Source organism: Haloferax litoreum (assembly GCF_009674605.1).
In the GTDB taxonomy this organism is placed as follows: domain Archaea; phylum Halobacteriota; class Halobacteria; order Halobacteriales; family Haloferacaceae; genus Haloferax; species Haloferax litoreum.
Genome location: NZ_WKJO01000003.1, coordinates 162,898 through 184,507, shown reverse-complemented (window position 1 = coordinate 184,507; position 21,610 = coordinate 162,898). Strand labels below are relative to the sequence as shown.

The 21,610-nt window shown below is 61.7% G+C and carries 20 protein-coding genes; 10 read left to right on the top strand and 10 right to left on the bottom strand.

The genetic code is table 11. From position 1 onward, the window contains the following. Positions 1 to 18 precede the first annotated feature (18 nt). The 4 genes from GJR96_RS17615 to GJR96_RS17600 form a co-directional block, all read right to left on the bottom strand. Positions 19 to 2,700, bottom strand: a complete 2,682-nt coding sequence (locus GJR96_RS17615; protein ID WP_151164825.1) for a heavy metal translocating P-type ATPase — start codon at positions 2,698 to 2,700, stop codon at positions 19 to 21. 98 nt (positions 2,701 to 2,798) lie between these two features. Continuing rightward, positions 2,799 to 4,196 carry a hypothetical protein gene (locus GJR96_RS17610; RefSeq protein ID WP_151164824.1) on the bottom strand — a complete coding sequence of 466 codons (1,398 nt, stop codon included), beginning with the start codon at positions 4,194 to 4,196 and terminating at the stop codon, positions 2,799 to 2,801. Further along, the gene (locus tag GJR96_RS17605) at positions 4,193 to 4,450 is read right to left on the bottom strand and encodes a DNA-binding protein (protein ID WP_151164823.1); all 258 of its coding nucleotides are present in this window, start codon (positions 4,448 to 4,450) and stop codon (positions 4,193 to 4,195) included. Before GJR96_RS17605 ends, GJR96_RS17610 begins: the two co-directional genes overlap by 4 nt. An 85-nt stretch (positions 4,451 to 4,535) precedes the next feature. Then, on the bottom strand, positions 4,536 to 5,600 hold the full coding sequence (locus GJR96_RS17600; RefSeq protein WP_151164822.1) for a DUF7350 domain-containing protein: 1,065 nt from the start codon (positions 5,598 to 5,600) through the stop codon (positions 4,536 to 4,538). A 168-nt stretch (positions 5,601 to 5,768) separates the two neighbouring features. Between GJR96_RS17600 and GJR96_RS17595 the strand changes: the two genes are divergently transcribed. From GJR96_RS17595 to GJR96_RS17580, 4 genes are all read left to right on the top strand, one after another. Beyond that, on the top strand, positions 5,769 to 7,421 hold the full coding sequence (locus GJR96_RS17595) for a PAS domain S-box protein (protein WP_151164821.1): 1,653 nt from the start codon (positions 5,769 to 5,771) through the stop codon (positions 7,419 to 7,421). Positions 7,422 to 7,509: 88 nt separating this feature from the next. Continuing rightward, the gene (locus GJR96_RS17590; RefSeq protein WP_151164820.1) at positions 7,510 to 8,385 is read left to right on the top strand and encodes an ArsR/SmtB family transcription factor; all 876 of its coding nucleotides are present in this window, start codon (positions 7,510 to 7,512) and stop codon (positions 8,383 to 8,385) included. Positions 8,386 to 8,467: 82 nt separating this feature from the next. After that, on the top strand, positions 8,468 to 9,343 hold the full coding sequence (locus tag GJR96_RS17585; protein WP_151164819.1) for a CPBP family intramembrane glutamic endopeptidase: 876 nt from the start codon (positions 8,468 to 8,470) through the stop codon (positions 9,341 to 9,343). A gap of 5 nt (positions 9,344 to 9,348) precedes the next feature. After that, positions 9,349 to 10,365: a DUF4037 domain-containing protein gene (locus GJR96_RS17580; protein ID WP_151164818.1), complete on the top strand. Its 1,017-nt coding sequence runs from the start codon at positions 9,349 to 9,351 to the stop codon at positions 10,363 to 10,365. Here GJR96_RS17580 and GJR96_RS17575 read toward each other — a convergent pair. From GJR96_RS17575 to GJR96_RS17570, 3 genes are all read right to left on the bottom strand, one after another. After that, the gene (locus GJR96_RS17575; RefSeq protein WP_225317801.1) at positions 10,362 to 10,736 is read right to left on the bottom strand and encodes a hypothetical protein; all 375 of its coding nucleotides are present in this window, start codon (positions 10,734 to 10,736) and stop codon (positions 10,362 to 10,364) included. The two genes, GJR96_RS17580 and GJR96_RS17575, sit on opposite strands and share 4 nt — an antisense overlap. Continuing rightward, a complete protein-coding gene (locus GJR96_RS18355; RefSeq protein WP_225317800.1) occupies positions 10,700 to 10,966 on the bottom strand; it encodes a hypothetical protein in 267 nt (88 codons plus the stop codon). Before GJR96_RS18355 ends, GJR96_RS17575 begins: the two co-directional genes overlap by 37 nt. Before the next feature lie 111 nt (positions 10,967 to 11,077). After that, on the bottom strand, positions 11,078 to 11,497 hold the full coding sequence (locus tag GJR96_RS17570; RefSeq protein ID WP_151164817.1) for a VOC family protein: 420 nt from the start codon (positions 11,495 to 11,497) through the stop codon (positions 11,078 to 11,080). A gap of 136 nt (positions 11,498 to 11,633) precedes the next feature. On the opposite strand from GJR96_RS17570, the gene GJR96_RS17565 reads away from it, so the two are divergent. The 6 genes from GJR96_RS17565 to GJR96_RS17540 all read left to right on the top strand — a co-directional run bounded on the left by GJR96_RS17565 (position 11,634) and on the right by GJR96_RS17540 (position 16,799). Continuing rightward, entirely contained in the window at positions 11,634 to 12,002 is a 369-nt protein-coding gene (locus GJR96_RS17565) for a hypothetical protein (protein WP_151164816.1), read from the top strand. A 436-nt stretch (positions 12,003 to 12,438) separates the two neighbouring features. Next, the gene (locus tag GJR96_RS17560; RefSeq protein WP_151164815.1) at positions 12,439 to 12,873 is read left to right on the top strand and encodes a type IV pilin; all 435 of its coding nucleotides are present in this window, start codon (positions 12,439 to 12,441) and stop codon (positions 12,871 to 12,873) included. 254 nt (positions 12,874 to 13,127) lie between these two features. Then, positions 13,128 to 13,619 (top strand): type IV pilin, encoded by a 492-nt coding sequence (locus GJR96_RS17555; RefSeq protein ID WP_151164814.1) that lies wholly within the window; start codon positions 13,128 to 13,130, stop codon positions 13,617 to 13,619. Between the two features lie 151 nt (positions 13,620 to 13,770). Beyond that, positions 13,771 to 15,114 (top strand): M20 family metallopeptidase, encoded by a 1,344-nt coding sequence (locus GJR96_RS17550; RefSeq protein ID WP_151164813.1) that lies wholly within the window; start codon positions 13,771 to 13,773, stop codon positions 15,112 to 15,114. Then, on the top strand, positions 15,111 to 16,226 hold the full coding sequence (locus tag GJR96_RS17545) for an aminotransferase class V-fold PLP-dependent enzyme (RefSeq protein ID WP_151164812.1): 1,116 nt from the start codon (positions 15,111 to 15,113) through the stop codon (positions 16,224 to 16,226). The genes GJR96_RS17550 and GJR96_RS17545 overlap by 4 nt, the downstream gene beginning before the upstream one ends. Positions 16,227 to 16,322: 96 nt before the next feature. After that, positions 16,323 to 16,799 (top strand): YbaK/EbsC family protein, encoded by a 477-nt coding sequence (locus GJR96_RS17540; RefSeq protein WP_151164811.1) that lies wholly within the window; start codon positions 16,323 to 16,325, stop codon positions 16,797 to 16,799. Positions 16,800 to 16,895: 96 nt separating this feature from the next. On the opposite strand, the gene GJR96_RS17535 is transcribed toward GJR96_RS17540, so the two are convergent. The 3 genes from GJR96_RS17535 to GJR96_RS17525 all read right to left on the bottom strand — a co-directional run bounded on the left by GJR96_RS17535 (position 16,896) and on the right by GJR96_RS17525 (position 21,602). Beyond that, entirely contained in the window at positions 16,896 to 18,104 is a 1,209-nt protein-coding gene (locus GJR96_RS17535; protein WP_151164810.1) for a threonine synthase, read from the bottom strand. A gap of 52 nt (positions 18,105 to 18,156) precedes the next feature. Then, on the bottom strand, positions 18,157 to 20,436 hold the full coding sequence (locus GJR96_RS17530; RefSeq protein ID WP_151164809.1) for a PAS domain S-box protein: 2,280 nt from the start codon (positions 20,434 to 20,436) through the stop codon (positions 18,157 to 18,159). A gap of 92 nt (positions 20,437 to 20,528) precedes the next feature. Beyond that, a complete protein-coding gene (locus tag GJR96_RS17525; protein ID WP_228717148.1) occupies positions 20,529 to 21,602 on the bottom strand; it encodes a sensor histidine kinase in 1,074 nt (357 codons plus the stop codon). Positions 21,603 to 21,610: the final 8 nt, after the last annotated feature.

The following is a 21,610-nucleotide window of genomic DNA, read 5'->3' as shown; positions in this document are numbered from 1 at the left end:
AGTGGACGAGTCTCTCAGCTATTCGACCGATTCGCTGCCGTCGGCCGGACGAATCCGCGCCAGTCGCATCGCGTTGCCCGTCACACCGAGCGTCATCCCGGCGTCGCCGGCGAGGACGGCGAGAGCGACGCTGACGTACCCGAACGGAACGCCGACGGCGAGGACGGCCTTGATAGCCAGCGACGCCCAGATGTTCTGGCGGATGACGTGGTTCGCCTGATGCGACAGTTCGTAGAGGTACGGGAGTTTGGACAGGTCGTCGGCCATGAGCGCGATATCTGCCGTCTCCAGTGCAGTGTCAGTCCCCGCAGCACCCATCGCGATACCGACCGTCGACGTTGCCAACGCGGGGGCGTCGTTGATGCCGTCACCGACCATGGCAACCGAGTCGTACTCGTCGAGGAGTCCTTCTACGGCGGCAACCTTGTCCTCCGGAAGGAGGCCAGCGCGGAAGTCGTCGACGCCCACCTGTTCTGCGATGGCGCGTGCCGTCCCCTCGTTGTCACCGGTGAGCATAATCACGGAGAGACCGAACTCGCGGAGTTTGGCGACAGTCGCTTTCGCGTCCGGGCGGACTTCGTCGGCGACGGCGACGATACCTTCGAGTTCGTATTCGGTATCGCCGGACTGCGTCCGGCTGCCTGTCGGGCTTTGCCCGACTCTGCCGACGAGGACGACAGTCTTCCCTTGCGCCTGCAGACGGGGAATCGTATCTTCGACGAGGTTGAGACATCCCTGTCTGTCGCAGAGTGCGCGAACGTCGTCCGAGAGCGTGTCGTCCGGGTCGGTGACGTGGACGTGGTCGAGGTGGAAGTCGAGTTCCTCGAAGAGACCGGGTTTGCCGGCGAAGTGCGGGACCCCGTCGAGTTCGGCGCGGACGCCTTTCCCGGTAATGCTCTCGAATCCGGAGACGTCCCTGCCGTCGATGTCGTTCCCGTCTGCGTGCGAGACGATTGCCTGACCGATGGGGTGTTCGCTCCGCGATTCGAGGCCGCGGGCGCACCGAAGCACGTCAGATTCGGTGTTCCCATTCAGCGGCACCACGTCGGTGACGGTGAGTTCACCCTTGGTGAGTGTTCCCGTCTTGTCGATGGCGATGGCTTCGACTGCCCCCATCGCTTCGAGGTGCGTCCCGCCTTTGATGAGGACGCCGTTTCGTGCCGCCGAGGTGATGCCGGAGACGACCGAGACGGGCGTCGAGATGACGAACGCACACGGGCACGCGAGGACGAGCATCGTGATACCGTAGACGAACCACGTCACCCAGTCGAGGCCGAACACGAGCGGTGGAATCGCGGCGACAGAGAGTGCGACGACGACCATGAACGGCGTGTAGTACGACGAGAAACGCTCGACGAACTGCTCGCGTTCGGTCTTGTTCGCCTGTGCGTCTTCCACCATCGAGACGATACGCGAGAGTGTGTCGTCGCCGGCGGCAGAGTCGACGCGGACCTCCAGATACCCCGTCTCGTTGACGGTGCCGGCGTACACCTCGTCGCCGCTGGTCTTGTCGACGGGGACCGATTCCCCGGTGATTGGCGCTTGGTTGACGGCAGTGTCGCCAGCGAGGACGGTTCCATCGACTGGTATCTTCTCGCCGGGTTTGACGACGACGGTGTCACCGACGACGACGTCTTCGACTGGGACGACTGTCTCGACGCCGTCGCGTCGAACTGTCGCCTCGTCCGGCGAGAGGTCCATCAGTTCGCGCAGCGAGTTCCGCGTTTGGTCCATCGAGTACCGTTCGAGGAGTTCCGAGACGCTAAAGAGGAACGCGAGCGTCGCCGCTTCGAAGTAGAGACTCGTGGGCGGCGAGATGAGACTCGCCGTCACGGCGCTGATAATCGCCGCCGACATCAGGAAGTCGATGTCGAGACTGCGGTTCCGAGCGGAGTAGTAGCCGTTTCGGAGGATAGCCTGCCCACCGACACCGGCACCGACGATGTAGAGGACTTCTGCGAGCGTGAACGAGACACCGAGGAGCGACGCCACGACGAGTTCCAAGCCGAGGAGGTACTCCACGGCGATACCCGCCGCGAGGAACCCGCCGCTAATCCACGTTTTCACCGCGCGCGTACTCCGCCAGACGCTCTGCGGCCCGGCGTTTGTCTCTGCGTCTTCGAGTTCGTCGGCGTCGGTTCCGGTGACCTCGTACCCGGCGTTTTCGACCGCTTCGACGACGTCTGCAGGGTCCGTGTCGGCCGAGATGGTGACGATTGCGGTGCCCGTCGTCGGGCGTGTGTCGTATTCGAGGACGCCAGAGACAGTTCCGAGGGCGTTTCTGACTTTTCCCGCACAGGACGGACAATCCATATCCGGAATCGTGAGAGTGACCGTTCGTACCGCTGGTTCGTCTTCGACGGCGTACCCCGCGCCCTCGATGCTGGTTCGGATGTCGCCGATGCTCGTCCGGTCGGGGTCGTAATCCACGACGAGTCGGCCCGTCGTCACCTGCGGGTCGATGTCTCCGATACCGTCGAGTCGACGGACGCTCGACTCGACTTTGCCGGCACAGGAGGGACAGTCCATGTCGGGGACGCCGAACTCCGCCCGACTTCGAGCGGCGTCTGGGTCTGTCGCACCCACCGACTGCGGACCCTCCTCGATGTCGACGTCGCAGGCGTCGTCACACCCGCAGTCGTCCGGTGGGTTCGTGGACGTGCCCGAGTCGTCCGTGACACGTCCGTCGTGTTCGCTCATATCCGCCACTAGCCAGCCACCAGTTAATAATCCACCTGTTATCAAACGCCCCAAAAATAATCTATCTTAACAATAAAATCGAGAGTGGTTATTAACACTCAGAGGAACGGCGGTGCTTCCGTCGGCAACGAGATGAGCCACAAACTGAGTATCGTGTAGAGAATCATCACGGCGACGAAGGGGAACTGACTTCGGACCGCTTGCATCCGACTCGGGAACGTCCGGTACGCCTGTGAGTGTGCCACCCAGACGGCGAGCAAGTGCCCGAGCAGGACGAACGCGACGTTCAGTCCGCCAAACCACGCAGGAAGCGTGAGAACGACCGGGTTCGCTGGTGGCGACAACGGTGACGAGAGCGCGCCGACGAGCATCGGCGACAGCGACACGAAGAACCCGAAGTAGTGCGCGAGGTGGTACCCTGCGGCGATAGCGAGCAGTGAAGGCGCGAATCTGACGGCCAGTGCTCGCGGCGTCTCGAACGTCTCGATTCGGCGGACTGTCGCCCGCGCCGCGAGCAGGTAGAGGCCGAGGAAGACGGCATACCCACCGAGGTAGACGAGTGCGTAGACGAGGAGTGGTGGTACCCCCACGTCGACGATGGCACGGATAACCGACGCACCCTGTTCCGTCGTGACGAACCCGCTGAAGGTGAGTTCCCAGACGAGGACGACGGCGACGGCGACGGCGGCGATATCGGTTACCTCGTCGTCTGTGACGAGGCGCATGCCCGGAAGGCGAAGCGAGATGCCGTCGTCGTCGACGCGAATCGGGGCGACCCGACCGTAGAAGTGGAGGAACACAGAGACGGGGTCCGCCCGGTCGAACCACGTGTCTGTTCCGACTGCGAATGCACCGACGAGCGTGACGACCGAGTACCCGACGAGTGCGGTAGCGAGGAGTGCTGGGTCACGCGTGACACCCGCGGCCGTCTCTATCCAGACGAGGGCGAGAATTCCGGCGACCGCAGGCCACCGGCCGAGTCGGTCGGGATACTCGACGAAGCCACTGGGAAGCACACTCGAGAGCGTACGCCACGGGTTGAGCACTCGCCACGTGTCCGTGACGAGGTAGGTGAACATCGTGTATCCCGCGCGGAGGCCAGCGAAGACGACGATGACGGCGAAACTGACGGTCGGAACCTGCGGACCCGTGTAACCGAGAGAGACGAGCAACGCGAGGAGTGCGAGTCCGAGGAGGCGACCAAGCACACCGAGTCCACGACGAAGACCATCGGTCACGGCGACCGACCGCCGCCACCGATGGACCTGTTCGATGAATCGGCGGTCGGTCACGAAACTCGCGAGGAGTGCGGAGGCGCCGACTGTCGCACCGCCGGTGGCGAGGTAGAGCCATCGGGGAACGGCGAGGTTGTCCTGTGACGCACCCGCGAGGCCGACGGCGGCGTTGCTCGCGGCGACTGGGTCTGAAAGGAGCGCAGCGAGACTCGTGAGGAAGATGCCGAGGCCAATCCGCCTGAAGCGTGTCGGTCGTATCATGACGCGAAGAGGATGAAGAGAATGAGGAATCCGAAGTACAGTGCGACGAGGACGCCGAGGGCTCGAATACGGAACGACTTCAGTTGCCGTTCTTCCTCGTAGTACGCCTCACGGTACGCTTCGACTTCGCTGGCATCGAGGATATCGGGATGCCGCGCACCTCGGTGGAGGACCAGCAGTCGCTCGGCCGGATACGCCTCACCGCACGTCTCGCAGACGTGGCGGTCACGTGTCGCGTCGATGTCCGTGGTCATCCGTTGGTCACTCGAAGGTCGGGGTGGCGGGTTCTGAACGTTTCTGTTGGACGCGTCGGGGATGCGGGCCTCTCGAACCGACGTGTCACGCCTCGAACTGCATCGAGTCGAACGAGAGGAACGCCGTCTCGTATCCGTCGTGGCGGGCGACTTGCGGTGGAACGTCGACGGTGAGCGTCACCGTGTCGCCGGACTCGACCGAATCGACTGGGAGGCCGTAGTGATAGCCAAGTTCGGGGTCGAGCGTGCGGCGGAGTCGTTCGCCATCGGCGATGGCCGCCCCGTCTCGTTCGACGGTTCCACGGACGCCCATCATCGGGAGGATAAACTCGTTGTACGGCGTCCGCGCGGAGACGTAGAGGTACGCCCCGTCAGCGTCGAACTGTGTCCCATCCTCGACGACGAAGGCGTCGAAGAACGCGTCGCCACTCGTCTGTCGGCCGAGGTGCGTTCCGGGGAGTGAGCCGATTCCGGGCGCGGCACCCATGGGCATGTTCATCATCTTCATCGCTGGGACGGCACCGGGAGTGCCCGCCTCGTCGCCAAGGCGTTCGAGTTCGACGTCGTAGAGTTCGTCCGTGTCGAAGGTGAACTCGAACGTCGCCGTCTCCGCCGTCTCGAATCGACCGGCGAAAGAACCGGTCCGGTGGAGCGACGTGCCGCCGACGTTCACGCGCGCCTCGTAGTCACCCTCGCCGTCGAGAACGTAGTTCGACCCGTAGTGCATCCCCATCTGTTGGGACAACATGGGGTAGGCGACTTCTTCGCTCACGAGGGTTCCGTCGCGGAGGAGTTCTATCGAGACGCCGGCGTCGAACGGGAGAACCGCCCCCGTCTCGTGGTCCCACACCGACGCCATGAGGTGAAGTGAGTCGTCGGCCTCGACGACGGTCTTCTGTAGTTCCGACCCGGCGACAGACCAGAAGCGGTGCGGGTAGGAGTACGAGAGTGCGACCCCGTACGGCCCCGTCTTCGTCATCCCGTACATCTTCATGCCCTCCGTGATGGCGGGGAGGTACACTGCGTCAGGGCGGTTCTCCACGAGTGGCGGGTCACGCCACGCAGACTGCCGTTCGAACCCGCCGAGACAACCTGCCGTCGCGGTGAGTGCACCGATTCCGAGGGCCTTGAGGGCGTCGCGTCGTCTCATGTAGTGTACTGCCTCGTCGGTGTCGTGACGAAGCGATTCATCGTTCGTAACGGTCCGACAGCAATGTCGGTTGCGCTTCAGCGCCGACGTTCGAGGCGTGAATGCAGATTATCAATCGGTGGCATCGCACGCCTCACTTTAAATATCCAGTTGTATACCACTTAGTGAATGGACGATACCCCACTCGACACATACGACGCGCGTGCGATTGCAACCGCGTACTTGGGGTTCGGTGCAATCGGAATATTGGGTGGTGAACTCGTCCTCTCGACGCTCTTCGGGACACAGATGGCGTCGCCGTCGGCGATTGGAAAGGGACTGTTGTTCGTCGTCGTCTCCAGTCTGTTCGTCGGGTTCCTCGTGAACCGGAAGAACGAGCGGATTGCACAGCAACAGGCGTCTGTCCGGACGTCGTTAGAGAAGTTGGAGAACATCGTGTCAGCGTCGCCGATTCCGATTGTCTCGGTCACGCCCGACAGGCGGGTGACTCGGTGGAACGAGGCGGCCACCGAGACGTTCGGCTGGACGCGAGACGAGGTTCTGGGTGCACAACTCCCGAGTGTGGCGAGCGACCGTCAGGTGGGCGTCGAGGAGATTCTCGAACAGACGACGCGAGAAGACGGTCTCTCGAACGTCGAAATCGAGTTGGAGCGCCGCGATGGGACGGTCGGTGAGTTCCTGCTCTCGACGGCACTGATTCGCAACCGGGACGGGGACGTGGTCGAACTGGTCGGCGTCCTGGTCGACACCACAGAGCAAAAACACAGAGAGCGTCGGCTGAGAGAGTTCGAGATGGCCGTCGAACAGGCGGGCCACGCGATATATCTCACCGACCCAGATGGGACGATTACCTACGTCAACCCGGCGTTCGAAGACATCACGGGATTCACTCGCTGCGAGGCAGTCGGCGAGACGCCTCACATCCTGAAATCCGGTGAGATGGACGACTCGTACTACGACGAGTTGTGGGCCACCATCGAGTCCGGCGAGACGTGGCAAGAACGCATCATCGACCAACGAAAGAGTGGTGAACTCTACACGGCGGTCCAGACCATCGCACCCATCCAACGAGACGACGAAATCGTCGGGTACGTCGCCATCCAGTCGGACATCACCGATGCCGAACTGGCGCAACAGCGACTCGGTGTCCTGAACCGGATGTTCCGGCACAACCTCCGCAATCGGATGAACGTCATCGACGGGTACGCCGAGATGATTCGGAACGACGCCGAAGACGAGGACAACTTCCACAGAGCGAACAACATCGTCACGGCCGCGAACGAACTCGTCGCACTCGCAGAGAAAGCACAGACGGTCGCCGACCTACTCGAGTCCGACGGAAAGACGCGATGCGTCACCGACCTCGTCGACGAAGTGGCCGACCGCGCTCGTTCGTGTCACCCGGAGGCGACGGTCGGAGTCGATATCGAACCGGACGTCGCACACCTCGTCGACAACCGTGTCGGCGTCGCTGTCGACGAACTCGTGACGAACGCCCTCGAACACGGTGGTGAGACGGTTCAAGTCGACGTGTACCGGAGTCCCGTCGACGACGCCAGACTCCTTATCCGAGTGAGTGACGACGGACCGGGCCTCCCACGAGGCGAGTGGGACGCAATCGAACGAGGTGGAGAGACACCACTCGAACACGGGACAGGGATGGGACTGTGGTTAGTCCACTGGGTCGTGACGAAGGCCGGTGGAAGTACACAACTGGACACGACACCGCTTGGAGGTGCGGCAGTGACACTCAAACTGCCAATCGACGACGGGTCAGGCGAGGAGTCCGACGACGACACAGAACTACACGTCGAGTCCTGACACCCACCAGCGGGTGAGGAACGTGTCTGGACCACCCGGCGGACCGAGAACGAACGCTTAGGGTGACTACCGACGATTCCCCAGACGAATGACCGGCAATCGGGACCAAAAACCCGAAGTGGCGTTCGGCGCACTCGGGAGTGAACTCCGTCTCAGGATCCTTCAGACACTGGAACTCGAAGCACGAGAGGCGGAGCGAGGACTCACATTTTCGGAACTCTACGACCGTATCGACGTCGAGAGCACGTCGCAACTGTCGTACCACCTCGGGCAACTCGACGGCGCGTTCGTCCGCAAGTTCGACGGGTCTTACAGGTTGACACAGACGGGAGAACGTGTCGTCCGAACCGTCTACGCAGGGACGTACACCGACCGTCCGTCGTTCGAGGCAACGCGGGTAGACGGTGTGTGTCCACACTGCGACGACACCGAGTTGGTCGCTGCGTTCGAAGACCCGTTCTTGGCCCTCACGTGTCGAGCGTGCGACGGGGTCGTCGCCCGATACGACCTCCCACCTGCGCAGGCGGCGGACCGGTCGCCACACGAAATCCTCCGGTCCTGTGACCGCCGCGTCTTTCACGAACTCGGGATGGCGCTCGAAGGGACGTGCCCGACGTGTGGCGGCGTGATGGACGCCTCGACACGCTCAAGAGACGAACCGCGTTCGGACGAGTACGCCGTCGTCGCCTCCTGTCGTCGGTGTTTCAATCAGGTGTACGCCCCCGTCGAACTCTGCGTGTTCTATCACCCTGCTCTCGTCGCGGCGTACTGGGAACGGGGGCGAGATGCGACGCAGGTCCGCCCGTGGGAGGTGTACACCCACACGCGCGAGTGGAACCTCGAAGTGGTGTCGGAAGAACCGTTCGAGGCCACCGTCGAGACTGACGTGGGAGACGACGTGTTTACCGTGACCGTCACGGAGGGTGCACTCGCCATCGACGCCGAGACGATGACAGAGACGTAGCTCAAACTATTTTGAGTTATACCTCTGACAAAATGTAATTATTTAGATAAGTTATTTCACCTCCGGGCGCGAACCGTCGTGCATGGTCTCCGCTGACTGGATTCGGCGACACCGCATCGCCGCGTTCTTCCTCCTCGCCTACGCCATCTCGTGGAGTATCGAAGGTGCAGTGAAACTCGCCGGGATGGAACCCTCGTGGACGACGTGGTTCTTCGAGGGGTTCTTGAGTCCGCTGTCACCCGTCGTCGCCGCCGCACTCGTCCTCTCCGCGAGTGGCGAATCTGTCCGGGGATGGCTGCGCGATATCCTGAAATTCCGCGTCCATCCGAAGTGGTACGCCCTTGCCATCGGCATCCCGTTCGTCATCACCTACGCCTCCGGTATCGCCTCGTGGGCACTCGGTGGACCCGTCGACTGGGCGTCGTTCGAGTTCGACCCCATCTCTATCGTCATCGGCATCGTGCTCGGTACGCTCATCGGCGGCGGACAAGAAGAACTCGGGTGGCGTGGGTTCGCACAACCGGAGTTACAGGAACGTTACGGTGCGTTCCGAGCAGCGGTCGTACTCGGCATCCTGTGGGGCGGGTGGCACCTCCCGCAGTTCGTCTTCCCCGGAGGGATGCGCGCCGACTGGCCCCTCGCGTTGACTGTCTCGTACTTCGTCGGTATCGTCGCGTTCTCCATCCTCCTCGCGTGGATATACAACGGTTCGGGCGGGAGTGCGTTCCTCGCGATGCTCATGCACGGGACGGACAACTCGACGCAGGGCCGCGTTCCCCTCGACGTCGACCTGGTCATCGTCGGCGACGTGGTCAATTGGGAGTCACTCGTGTCGATGTACGTCTCACACGCAGTCATCACGTGGGCCGTCGTCGCCATCGTCGTCGCCGTCGTCGGAATCCACCTCTCTTCGGGGCGAGTCGAACCCAAACACACATCTGGCCAATTCGAGGACTAACGCCAGTGAAGAACGCCCGCCCAACCCCGACAATCGACCGTCCGAATCAGGTCGACGCCCTCCGTGACCACCTCGAAACCACGCTTCCACAGTTCGAATCACTACCGGGCGTCGTTGGCGTGACGCTCAACGGTGGCCTCGCGCGCGGGTACGGTGACGACCTGTCGGAAATCGACGTGACGCTCTATCTCACCGACGACCACCACGATGCGTGGATGGCCGGGCGCGCACCCATCGCCACCGGCATCACCGTCGTCGACGGACATCTGTACGACATCGCTATCGAGCGAATCGAAGCGTTCGAATCTGGCGACTGGTCAGAGACAGAACGGTGGGACCGGTCGTACGCGGAGGTTCTCTTCGACCCCGACGAGAGACTGGCCGATGCTTTCGAGCAGCACCTCGGTTCTCCACCCGGTCTAGACCGTGCCGAGGGACTGCTCTTCGACTGCTGGTGGCACTTCGAACTCACGGCAGGGTGTTGGATACACCGAGGCGACGCGGTGCAAGCGCACTACGTTCTCGACGCCGCAGTCGAACCGCTCATCAAGGCGCTGTTCGCGGTCAACGACGCGTACCTCCCGCACGACAAGTGGCTGGTCAACCTCAGTCGCTCGCTCGAGTGGCACCCAGACGCGTGGGAGACACGGCTACAGTCGGCGCTCGCGTCCGGTACCGGGTCGATGGATGCGGTCACCGACCGCCGTGCCGTCATCGAGTCGCTGTGGGACGATATCGACCGGTACGCGCACGGGAAAGCAGACGAAGACGTTCCGGTCCGGATGATGCAACGGACGTTCTATCGGGCACTCGCTCGTCTCGTCGACGAACAGCGTGTTCCGTACGACGAGTGGGACGAGACGTTCGGCGCTCGATTACTCGCGATGGACCCGTTTGCGGCAGTCGCTCAGGTCGAAGACGACGCCGTCTCGCTGAACGCGGACGCACTGGCCGACCTGACCGCCGACGAGATGTACGACTGGCACTATCAGGTCGTCGACGCAGTGAGACAGCGAGATTAACCTCTGTGTTCGACTGCCGGTAGTCGCGTTCGAAGGGCGGACAGCACGTCCGTTGGTTCGCGTTCGAGCGTGTAGGAGTCGGTCGAACCGTCGCGGAGTGCGAGGGTGAGTTCACCGTCGTCGAACGCGACCGAGTCGAGCGTCTCGTACTCGTACACTCGGGTGTCGTCGCCGACAGCGTAGTATCGGTGTGCGAGACTGACCGTCGTGTCGTCGTGGACGACGAACGCTTCGTCGCCGACGACGAGCGTCGTCAGATGATACTCCCGCGCTGGGTCGACCAACGCGAGTCCGCGTCCTTCTGTGGGTATCGACGAGACTGCGTCGCCGTTGCTCACACCGGCGATGTCGAGGACGGCGGACTGTCCCATCTCGATACCCGACTGGAGAACCGAGTCGGCGTTGGTGTTGACGTACCAGATGCCGAGTGCTGCGAGGGCAGACCCCCGGCGATAATCCCACCGCCCTGAAGTACGTCACCGAATTCGAGGATGAGGTACCCACCGAGGAACAGACCACCGGCGACAATCCACACCCACTGCCACCCGGCGGCCCACAGCGGTTGGAACACGTCAGCTTCGAGCGTGTCTCTACGGCCCACGAACCGGACCTCCGTCGCGTCGTCGTGCCATCATCTGAGTCACAGTTCGACTGTCGGGGACTTGTGGCTTCCTCTCTGGAGACCGTACGAGACGGGTGCCGTCTCGGTGGGTCAGACGTCGAGCAGTTCGACGAGGTTCCCCTCGGGGTCGCGGAGGAAGACGATTCGCGTGCCACTTTCGGTCGTCTGGGGGTCGCTAAGTGTCTCGACGTGCGAAGGCAGGCCCTCGACGACGGCGTCGACGTCGTCGACAGAGAGTCCGAGGTGCGTCGCACCGGGTTGGTCGAGAGTCGCGTCGTCACGGGAGTCACCCTCCGGGTCGTACTCGACGAGTTCGATACGGGCGTCACCGCCGTCGAGATGTGCGAACCGACCGGTAGCGTTCTCGACGCCGACGGCAGTCGAAAACGCCTCGCCACCCACCTCGAAGCGGTCGAGGACCGACAAGCCGAGAACGTCCCGGTAGAACGTCACTGCCGAGTCGAGGTCACCGACGGTGAGACCGACGTGGTGTGCAGTAGGCGTCGTCATAGTTCGTGTGCAGACGCAGACGTGCAAAGGCGCTTCGTTCTGGGCGACGAGACGAGACCGTGTATCCTATACCGTCTGAACCGACCATATACGGTACGATGGAACCGAGCGGATTACGGCACACGGAGGTACGAACGTGAGCGAGAAACTCGTCGAGTCACTCCCACCGACGGCCGTTCCCGCGTCGTTCGTGGAGGAACTCGAAGCACAGGAAGCAGTCCAGCAAGCGATTGCGGTCCGCGGATACAACCTCGAACGCGACGGCGAGACCATCCCCCACGCGTACCAACTCCTCGTGAACGTTCGCGGGAAGTACATCCTCGGATTGCACCTCTCGAACGGGCAGTGGAACATCGTCTTCGACACGCGCGACCACCCCGAACTCGCACAAGAGGGGGCACGCGCAGGGTACGAGGCAGTCCACGACGCACTCTACGAACACGCACCTTCCGACGCCGAAATCGACTTCGAGGCGACGCCGGAATTCTGGCAGGCCCCCCAGTAACACGACTGCGACGTCCCGACACCGACTCGGTCGCCTCAGCAGTCCACGCGTTTCTCTCCGGCGACGAGACCGAACTTCGCCGAGTCAGACCGGCCCGAAGGCCCGCAGAGCAGAGATATGAGAGGCGGTGTCCATCGGTGCCATGGACACCACCATGTCCGCAGTAATCTACGGTGAGTGCTTGTGTGTTGGCGAAGTGGTCTTGTCTATTAATGACAAATCCCCAATCAATTTTCTCGGCCCCCCTGAAGTCCCGAATTCAGGCGTTAGGAGCCAGATAACCGCCGATAAACCAGCCAAATGGAGTGGTTATTTTACTTGAAATTAAATATAGACAGAACGTACGGTATTCCAACAGGAATCGGCCTGAGAAGCCGCTCGAAGTCCCGTATACGGGGGCACGATGTGGGCGTCGAGACCGGTCCTGAATAGAACAATGGATATCAAGACATTCCTCAGTGAATCCCGTGCAGTCTCCCCAGTCATCGGCGTCATCCTCATGGTCGCCATCACCGTCATCCTCGCCGCCGTCATCGGCACCTTCGTACTGGGACTCGGCGACCAGGTCAGTGAGACGGCACCACAGGCGAGTTTCAGTTTCGACTACAACTCGACCGATGACAACCTGACCATCACCCACGAGAGTGGCGATGGTATCTCGGTGGACCAACTCAACGTGTCGGTCACCTCTGACACCACCTACTCCGCAGTGGACAAGAACACCGGCGCTGACTCCACGTTCAACGCTGGCGACACTATCGTCGTAGACTTCGACGGTGACCTCGAAGGAGGCGACACCGTCCGCGTCGTCTGGACCTCTGAGTCGGGTGCTAACTCTGCGACCCTCCAGAAGTACACCTACAACAACTGAACCGCTGACGACCTTCTGGCCCCCCATCTCTCGTTTTTCGACCGCTGAGCGACTGCTCTCGTTTGCATTCACGGCGGAACAGTCGAGTTCCTCACACCAGCGGTCAAACAACGGTACTGCACGATAATGTCAGTGTGAACTTATATAGTTCCAGAACGTCATGATATCCAATAGGTACCGGATACGAGCGCTCAGAACGGTGAACAGTATTTTCGAATCACCCGCAGTCGGCCGGTCTACCTTGGAGAACACCAATGGAAATCACAAAATTCCTCACAGAGTCACGTGCAGTATCACCGGTCATCGGCGTCATTCTGATGGTCGCTATCACCGTCATCCTCGCCGCCGTCATCGGCACCTTCGTACTGGGACTCGGCGACCAGGTCAGTGAGACGGCACCACAGGCGAGTTTCAGTTTCGAGTACACGAACGACAGCGTCAACGGTGACGAGTTGAAGATTACCCACGAGAGTGGCGACGGAATCCCGGCGAGTCAACTCACTGTATCGAGTACGGTTGGGTTCAACGCGACTGACGGCGGCGGTGACCCACCACTCAACTCCCACTCGTTCAGCAACTTCACAGGTGTCGGCGCGAGTGACGACATCGCCGCCGGAACGACGGTGACCGCACTCGCGAACTCCACCAGCGACGACCTCGGCGCAGGTACCTTCCGTATCGTCTGGACCGCCGAATCTGGGTCGTCGTCTGCGACCCTCCAGAAGTGGACCGGTCCACGCGCCTAACCACGATACGACTGACCCGTGAACCGACGGGTCGAACCCTTCCACCTCCATTTTCGACGGTTGACACACTCACACACCACCATTCTACAGTATTGCGCATCGAGAACAAACTTATCCAGTGTCGGTTCGTACCATCCACCCAGAGACTACCATGTCGACATCCGACACCACGCCGGCGGTCACGTATCTGCGTGCGCATCGCGAGGAGATTGCAGACCTCGTGCTCACACTCGTCGGGTACGATACGCAGAACCCGCCGGGTGACACGCGAGCGGTCGTCGACTGGGTCGAGTCGTTCTTTTCGAACCTCGGTATCGAGACGGAACGAGTCGTCTCCGACCCCGAGAAACCGAACTTGGTCGCAACACTCCCCGGTTCCACTGACCAGACACTCCTCCTTCAGGGACACCTCGATACGGTCCCGTTCGACGCCGACGAGTGGACGTACGACCCACTCGGTGAGCGCGAAGGCGACCGAATATACGGGCGAGGAGCGACCGATATGAAAGGTGCAGTCGCGGCGATGCTCGCCGTCGCGAAGGCCTACGTCGAAACCGACACCGTCCCCGAATCCACCGTCGTCTTCGCCCTCGTGAGCGACGAAGAAGTCGCAGGCGACGCGGGACTTCCGACGCTCCTCGAACGGAACCCACTCGATGCAGACGCTTGTGTCATCGGTGAAACGACGTGCGAAGACGGTCGGTACTCGACGACGGTCGCAGACCGTGGCAGCATCTGGTTGACGCTCCAGGCGTCCGGAACGTCGGCACACGGGTCGCGACCGATGCTCGGGACCAACGCGATTCGCTGTCTCTGTCGGGCCATCGACGACATCGAGTCCTCACTCCACGAGATGCAGTTCGACCTCCCGCCGGTCGTCCAAGCCATCGTCGACGAGTCCGTGGAGTATTACGAACCCACGTTCGGTGCGGCGGCATCTCGTGCGTTGTTCGAACGACCGTCGGTGAACCTCGGCGTCGTCGCGGGCGGCGAGAGCGTGAACGTGGTCCCCGACGTCGCCGAAGCACACCTCGACATTCGCCTGACGGCGGGTGTGGATACGCCTCGCGTCCTCGACACGGTCCGTGACGTCGTCTCGACCCACGACGACGTGGAGATTGGTGACGTAAGTTGGTCTATCGGGACGTTCGAAGACCCCGATGGCCCGTTGGCGAACGCCGTCTCGGCCGTCGCCGGCGACGTCACTGGCGAGCGAGTGTTCCGTCGAAGTGCCACCGGCGGCGGCGACGCGAAGCGGTTGCGAAACACCGGGGTCCCCACCGTGGAGTTCGGCCTCGGGACGAACACGGTCCACGCAATCGACGAGTTCACGACCGTCGATGCACTCGTCGGGAACGCAGAAGTGTACGCCCGACTACCGGGCGAACTCGTCTGTCGACTCGACACCGGCACCGGGACGTTCGATTCCACAGATGTGGGAATGCTAAACACTATTATCCCCTGCGGTTCCAAATCTGGTGACGATTCTCCATGACTCCAGCGGAACTCCGTGCGTCTATCCCCGCCCTCGACGAGACAGTCTATCTGAACACCGGTGCCCACGGCCCAAGCCCAAGACGCGTCGTCGACCGGGCGACCCAGTTCCTCGAATACCACGAGTACGTCTCACCATCCGAAGAAGGGCCATATCCGACCGCGTTCGACGCCTACGAGGAGGTTCGAGAGGACGTCGCCGCGTTCCTCGGGGCCGAGACCGAAGAAATTGCGCTGACACAGAGTACGACCGACGGAATCAATCGCCTCGCGACGACGCTCGACTGGTCACCCGGTGATGTGGTCGTCAGAACCGACCTCGAACACCCCGCCGGAATCCTCCCGTGGCGTCGTCTCAAACAGGAGGGCGTCGAAGTCCGCGTCGTCGAGAGCGAAAGGGGACGCCTCGATATGGACCAGTACGCCGAGGCGGTCCAGGGTGCAGACCTCGTCTGTTTCAGCGCCGTGACCTGGAACTACGGGACGCGACTTCCCGTCCGCGAGATGGCCGACATCGCCCGCGACGCCGGTGCACTCTCACTCGTGGACGCAGTGCAGGCAATCGGCCAATTCCCCGTCGACGTACGCGAGTGGGGCGCCGACGTCGTCGCCGCCGCCGGCCACAAGTGGCTTCTCGGCCCGTGGGGTGCCGGCTATCTGTACGTCCAGCGAGAGGTAGCCGAGTCGCTCGAACCACACGCAGTCGGCTATCGCGGTGTGAAAGAACCGACGAGTGATACCATGGAGTTCGAACCCGGTGCCAAACGCTTCGAAATCGGCACCACGAACCCCGCGCCGCACGTCGCACTCCGCGAGGCGATGGACCTCAATCGAGCGATAGGCTTCGACCGCATCGAACGACAGATTTCGACGTTGACGGCGCAGTTCGTGGACGCCGTCCCCGAAGGGAGACTCGTCAGCCCACCCGACCCTGAATCTGGGTTGGTCTCGTTCACCGTGGACGACTCCGAGTTGGCCGTCGAACGACTCGCGGCGGACGGCGTCGTCGTTCGAACGATTCCGGAACCCGACGCTGTTCGAGCGTCGTTCCACGCGTTCAACGACGAATCCGACGTAGAGGCACTGCTCGCTGGACTCGACGACCACTGGTAATCCTCGCAGGTCGAGTATCGTCACTTCGTTCGGTGACTGCGGCACGATTCCCCTCGTCGGCGAACGTTCATAATGGAAGCCGCAGAAGCCGTGGGTATGCATCCCACGGCGCAGACGTTCGCTGACCAACTGAAAGACGAATACGGCTTCGACGCCGTCGTCGAAGAGTTTCCCGAGGGGACGAAGACGGCGGACGACGCGGCGGACGCAATCGGGTGCGACGTCGCGCAAATCGTCAAGAGCATCGTGATGCGCGTCGGCGACGAGACAGTCGTCGTCCTCACGAGCGGTGCGAACCGCGTCGACGAGGCGAAATTAGCGGCCGAATTCGAGGCGGACCCGAGTGCCGTCCGGAGTGCGAACGCATCGGAAGTCAAAGCGGCGACTGGATGGAGTATCGGCGGCGTGCCACCGACATGCCACACGACGGTTTGTCCGGTTCTCGCAGACCCGACGTTCGACACGTTCGAGGAGATTTGGGCCGCCGCAGGAACTCCAGAGGCGGTGTTCAGACTGACGCCAGAACGATTACGAACACTGTCGAATCCTCGTTTCGTCGACGTGTTCGAGTGAGCGCACCGGACCGAAATCAACACCACCATGTCCGCTGTTCTCACCGCAGAAAAACCGACACGTCTGTCGGTCTACACGCTCTCCGACAGTCGCGATTCAGTCGGCGTGGCCCGTGAATTCGGTCAGGTACTCGCCGAGAGCGGGCAGTTCGACGTGGTCTCCGCTCGTCGGTGAACCTGCCGTAGACGCCTCTTTCAAACCCGTGCCGGTCAACACGGCGGCGACGTGGTCGGACGGGTCGATGGTTCCCTCTTCGACCACCCGTTTGGTTCCTGCGAGTGCTGTGGCCGAAGAGGTTTCGACGGTGATGCCGGCATCGACGGCCAAGGCGTGCTGCGCGGCGCGAATCTCGTCGTCGGAGACGGCGATGACCGCACCACCGGTCTCACGTGCGGCGCGGAGTGCTCTGGTCCCACTCGGTGGGTCCGCGTTCGCAATCGAGTAGGCGATGGTCTCGCCGGCGACGACACTCGTCACCTCGTCAGCGCCCGCATCGAACGCCTCGGCGATGGGGGCACAGGCGGCGGCCTGCACGAAGTAGAGTTTCGGAACGTCGGCGATGGCACCCGCCTCGTGGAGTTCTCGAAGGGCTTTCCACACACCGCTGGCGTGGCCACCGCTACTCACCGGCAGCACGATAGCGTCCGGAACGTCGGGAGCGAAGGCCTCGCAGATTTCGAGTGCGGTAGTCTTCTGCCCCTCGACGCGGAGAGGGACGTCGGAGTTGAGAAAGACGATGCCGTGTTCTGTGCCCAGTCGCAGTGTCTCGTCGTAGAGACGGCCGTACTCGCCCGCCACTGTCACGAGCGACGGGTCGAACTGGTCGATGACGGCGAGACGTTCGGACGGGATGTCGTCGGGGACGAAGACGACACACGGCAGGTCTGCGGCGGCGGCGAACGCAGCAGTGCTCATCGCCATGTTCCCGTGCGAGACGGTTCCGACAGCGGAACCGTCGCCTGCCAAGCCAGCGGCCACGGCAGCGATTCCGAGGGCACTCCCTCTGTCTTTGAAACTTCCTGTCGGGTGTTCGCCTTCGAGTTTGAGGTGGACGTTCGTCCCCGCGAACGCGTCGATTGCGGCATCGGTGACGAGCGGTGTCCCTCCTGCTGCGTCGGCGATACCACCCGGTCGACTGATTGGCAAGAGAGATTCGTATCGCCACATCCCCGGTTCGTCCGAGCAATCGTCCCAGTCGAAGCCCTCGGGGTCTGTTTCGAGCCACATCGGTTCACCGCAGTCGCATCGCGCGACCGGTGCATTCGTTCGCGCACCGCAGTCGTAACACACACGTGAGAGAGTCATTCGGACGGTATCCGAGCTACGGCCGGTACTGCGAAAACGGTTCGGAAGAAACTTAGGGGCGGTACAGCGGCAGTCGAAGCGTGACGATGGTGCTGCGGGGGTCGATATCGTCGATACGTATCTCCCCGCCGATTTCCTTGATGATCCAGTTGACCAACCAGAGACCGAGTCCGCTCCCGTGAAGCAGTGGCGTCTCTTCACCCTCACTGAGAACTCGACGCTCGTGTTCGGGGATTCCCGGGCCGTTGTCCCGGACGCTGACGACCGCCTGTGTGACATCGTGTGTCGTCTCTTCGACAGTCACCTCACACACTGCGCGGGGAGTCTCGCTGTCGTTGTGTCGCAGCGCGTTGGTGAGTATCTCTTCGAGCGCGGTTTCGAATTCGGCATCGACCATCGCGTTGCCGACTTCGGGAACGGTCATTTCCACCGTCGCCTCTCCGAACTGCATCCGGGCCGAGGAGCATTGTCGGATTAGTATTTCGGCGAACGACCGTTTGTTCACGGTGTTGCCGTCGTCTTCACCGACGAACGTCCGCTCGATGCGTCGCGCTTGCGTACTGATTTGAAGCAGTTCCTCCGTCGATGCCCGAATCTTGGACATCGGACTTTCCGCCGTCTCAGGTGGCGTCACCTCGTCGATGATGTCGAGATAGCCCTGAATGACGTTCAGTTCGTTCCGGATGTTGTGTCGGAAGATGCGGTGAAGCGTCTGGAGTTGCTGACGTCTCCGTCGCTGGTCCGTGATGTCGATACGAACGGCGACGAAGTACTCCTCACTGGAACCGGTCCCGGAGATTGGGGCAACGGTCTGGTCGACGTGTTGGCGTCGGCCGTCTTTTCGGCGGCCGGTGGTCTCATCTTGCCACGTCTCTCCGGCCCAGATAGTCTCCCAGAGGTCCGGCGGGAACGCCTGTTCGTCCTCACCCACGCGGAGAAGTGAGTGATGCCGGCCAATGACTTCGTCACGGGTGTACCCGGTACTCTCTTCGAACGCCGAGTTCACGTACTCGATGATACCATTCCCGTTTGCGATGTATATCGCGTGCCCGGCCTGTTCGACCGCTTCTTCGAAGAGTTTCACTTCGGTGTGCGCCTGAAGTGCGTTGATGGCGTGACCGATGGTCACACCGAGGTCCGCGAGTACCGCCTGTTCGACCCGGTCGAACGCGTTCGGGAGGTTGGCGTAGATAGCCAAGACGCCGTACACCTCGCCATCGTAGTGAATCGGGACGCCAGCGACGGCGTGGACACCGAACGTGGCCGCTCGGTCGCGCCACGGTTCGAACTGTGGGTCAGATTGAATCTCTTGTACGATACTGACCGAGCATTCGCGCACCGCAGTTCCCGCGGGGCCCCGACCAGTCGGTGAGTCGTCCGCCCGAATCGTGACGGATTCGAGGTACTCTCCAGCGGGGCCAGCGGTCTGTCGTGGAACGATATCTTTGGTCGCTTCGTCGACGGTTCCTATCCACGCGAATTCGTACCTGTCGGAGCGGGCGAGTTGCTCACACACTTCGCGTTCCAGTTCGTGACGACTCGACGCACGGGCGACGACCTGTGTCGTCTTTCGGAGCGTTCGGTTGATTCTGTGTAGTTCGTCCAGTTGGTCGCGTTGGTGTTCCAGTTCGCGTTGTTGCTGCTGTCGTTCGGTAATGTCGCGGATGCTGGCCACGAGTCGGGTACGACCCGAATCGTCGTCCATTTCGAGGACACTTGCGGAGACTTCGGCGACGATGGTGTCGCCACTTCGTTTCGTCACGATGAGTTCGTCTGTCCAGCCTTCGCCAGTCCCGAGAACTGAATCGACGAACCTATCGAAACTGTCGGAATCGGACGAAAAGAGGCGATTCCTCGGAGAGAGCGCGGCCAACTCCGCTCGCGAGTAACCGAGCAGTTCACTCGCCTGTCGGTTCGAATCATCGATTGTGTCGCGTTCGGGGTCGATGACGACGATTGCGTCATTGCTCGCGTCGAAGACGGCTCTGTACTTGTCTTTCGTGACTGCGAGTTCACGGTGGAGATTCTCCGAGAGCATCCGTCGCTGTAAGAGGTTCTTCAATCGGCGTTCGAAGACGGGTAATCGAATCGGCGTCGAGATTGCTTCGTCTACGACGTTCCAGACCGAATCCGTGATACGTTGGCTCTCTCCCGAGTGGACGAATAAGATTGGAAAGAACACCCGGTGGCTGCATTCTTTTTTCGACTGGAGCCACTCCCAGTGTTCTGTGACCATCTCGGCGTCGACGATACAGAGGTCACCCGTCGGGTACCCCTCGTCGCCTTCGACGACGGGTGTGTGCGGCGTCTCTTCACGAATCCAATCCGCCATCACGTTCCTGTTTTCGGTGTGGCCGAGGCGGAGAACGATTCGGCACGGTCGTTCGTCGAACGAACGTGGTGAGCGACTCGACACGGGTGCTGTTACTCACCTCCGGGCGAAGCAGACACCCCGTCGATGAATTGGACCCCAGTGATGTCGAACTGTGCCCCACCGGTCGTGCTATCGGAGACCGACACTGTCCACGAATGCGCATCACAGATTCGTTTGACGATGGGGAGACCAAAACCGGTCCCGTCAGTATTCGTCGAGTATCCGGTCTCGAAGACGGACACCCTGTCCGCGACGGGGATGCCGGCACCATCGTCCGCGACGAAGAACCCGTCTGAAAGGGGTCCAACGGTCACGGTTAGTTGTCCGTCGTTGTGTTCGCACGCGTTTCGAAAGAGGTTGGAGAACAGTTCTTGTAGCCTACTCGGATCCGCCACGATGACGGTATCGTCGTCAAGTTCGAGGTGGAAGGTCGCGTCACCTGTTTCGAGGAGGTCCCACGACCGAGTGGCGATGTCAGCTATCGAGACCGGAGCGAAGTCAGGAGTCGCGTACTCCTGTTTGGCAAACGAGAGGAGGTCGTCGATTAGCGTACTCATTCGGTCTAGCGCGTCTGCCGTCGTCTCGAAAAATTCGTCTTCGTTCGTCTCACGCCCCAGTTCCAAGTTCCCCCTGGCGACGTTCAGCGGGTTCCGAAGGTCATGTGAGATGGTAGCGGCCATCTCTTCGACTTGATCGCGCTCGCTCATTTCCCATGTCAGGTGACGAGTCCGAAGGAGTGACTTGAGACGGGGGGCGAGTTCTTCCAACACAATCGGCATCGAAATAACCTCGTCGACCAGTTCGAGTGCCGCGGTGTCGACTTGGTCAACGTCGCGGTTTACGACGAGAAGATACGGTAAGAAGACCGGTTCTTCGGCGCGAGTGTGAGCTTCGAGTTCCGAACGAAATCGTCTCAACGTGTTCGAGTCCACGATACACAGGTCGAACTCGCCACTCGTCAGGGCAGAATTTTCAGTGCAGATATCGTAATACGGCGTGAGTTTTTCTGCGAGAATGCGACTGTTTCGTTCGTGAGATAACAAGATGAGCAGTCGCATATCGTCGGCAGAGCGGTTCTGCCGCTCTGCGGTCCACGATGGAGAGTTAGATGAATTGTTTGGCATCGTGGTGT

What these genes read in the sequence shown, in the direction of transcription:
- GJR96_RS17615 (WP_151164825.1), bottom strand. Translation starts at nt 2,700, where the DNA reads ATGAGCGAACACGACGGACGTGTCACGGACGACTCGGGCACGTCCACG.
- GJR96_RS17610 (WP_151164824.1), bottom strand. Translation starts at nt 4,196, where the DNA reads ATGATACGACCGACACGCTTCAGGCGGATTGGCCTCGGCATCTTCCTC.
- GJR96_RS17605 (WP_151164823.1), bottom strand. Translation starts at nt 4,450, where the DNA reads ATGACCACGGACATCGACGCGACACGTGACCGCCACGTCTGCGAGACG.
- GJR96_RS17600 (WP_151164822.1), bottom strand. Translation starts at nt 5,600, where the DNA reads ATGAGACGACGCGACGCCCTCAAGGCCCTCGGAATCGGTGCACTCACC.
- GJR96_RS17595 (WP_151164821.1), top strand. Translation starts at nt 5,769, where the DNA reads ATGGACGATACCCCACTCGACACATACGACGCGCGTGCGATTGCAACC.
- GJR96_RS17590 (WP_151164820.1), top strand. Translation starts at nt 7,510, where the DNA reads ATGACCGGCAATCGGGACCAAAAACCCGAAGTGGCGTTCGGCGCACTC.
- GJR96_RS17585 (WP_151164819.1), top strand. Translation starts at nt 8,468, where the DNA reads ATGGTCTCCGCTGACTGGATTCGGCGACACCGCATCGCCGCGTTCTTC.
- GJR96_RS17575 (WP_225317801.1), bottom strand. Translation starts at nt 10,736, where the DNA reads ATGGGACAGTCCGCCGTCCTCGACATCGCCGGTGTGAGCAACGGCGAC.
- GJR96_RS17570 (WP_151164817.1), bottom strand. Translation starts at nt 11,497, where the DNA reads ATGACGACGCCTACTGCACACCACGTCGGTCTCACCGTCGGTGACCTC.
- GJR96_RS17560 (WP_151164815.1), top strand. Translation starts at nt 12,439, where the DNA reads ATGGATATCAAGACATTCCTCAGTGAATCCCGTGCAGTCTCCCCAGTC.
- GJR96_RS17555 (WP_151164814.1), top strand. Translation starts at nt 13,128, where the DNA reads ATGGAAATCACAAAATTCCTCACAGAGTCACGTGCAGTATCACCGGTC.
- GJR96_RS17550 (WP_151164813.1), top strand. Translation starts at nt 13,771, where the DNA reads ATGTCGACATCCGACACCACGCCGGCGGTCACGTATCTGCGTGCGCAT.
- GJR96_RS17545 (WP_151164812.1), top strand. Translation starts at nt 15,111, where the DNA reads ATGACTCCAGCGGAACTCCGTGCGTCTATCCCCGCCCTCGACGAGACA.
- GJR96_RS17540 (WP_151164811.1), top strand. Translation starts at nt 16,323, where the DNA reads ATGCATCCCACGGCGCAGACGTTCGCTGACCAACTGAAAGACGAATAC.
- GJR96_RS17535 (WP_151164810.1), bottom strand. Translation starts at nt 18,104, where the DNA reads ATGACTCTCTCACGTGTGTGTTACGACTGCGGTGCGCGAACGAATGCA.
- GJR96_RS17530 (WP_151164809.1), bottom strand. Translation starts at nt 20,436, where the DNA reads ATGGCGGATTGGATTCGTGAAGAGACGCCGCACACACCCGTCGTCGAA.
- GJR96_RS17525 (WP_228717148.1), bottom strand. Translation starts at nt 21,602, where the DNA reads ATGCCAAACAATTCATCTAACTCTCCATCGTGGACCGCAGAGCGGCAG.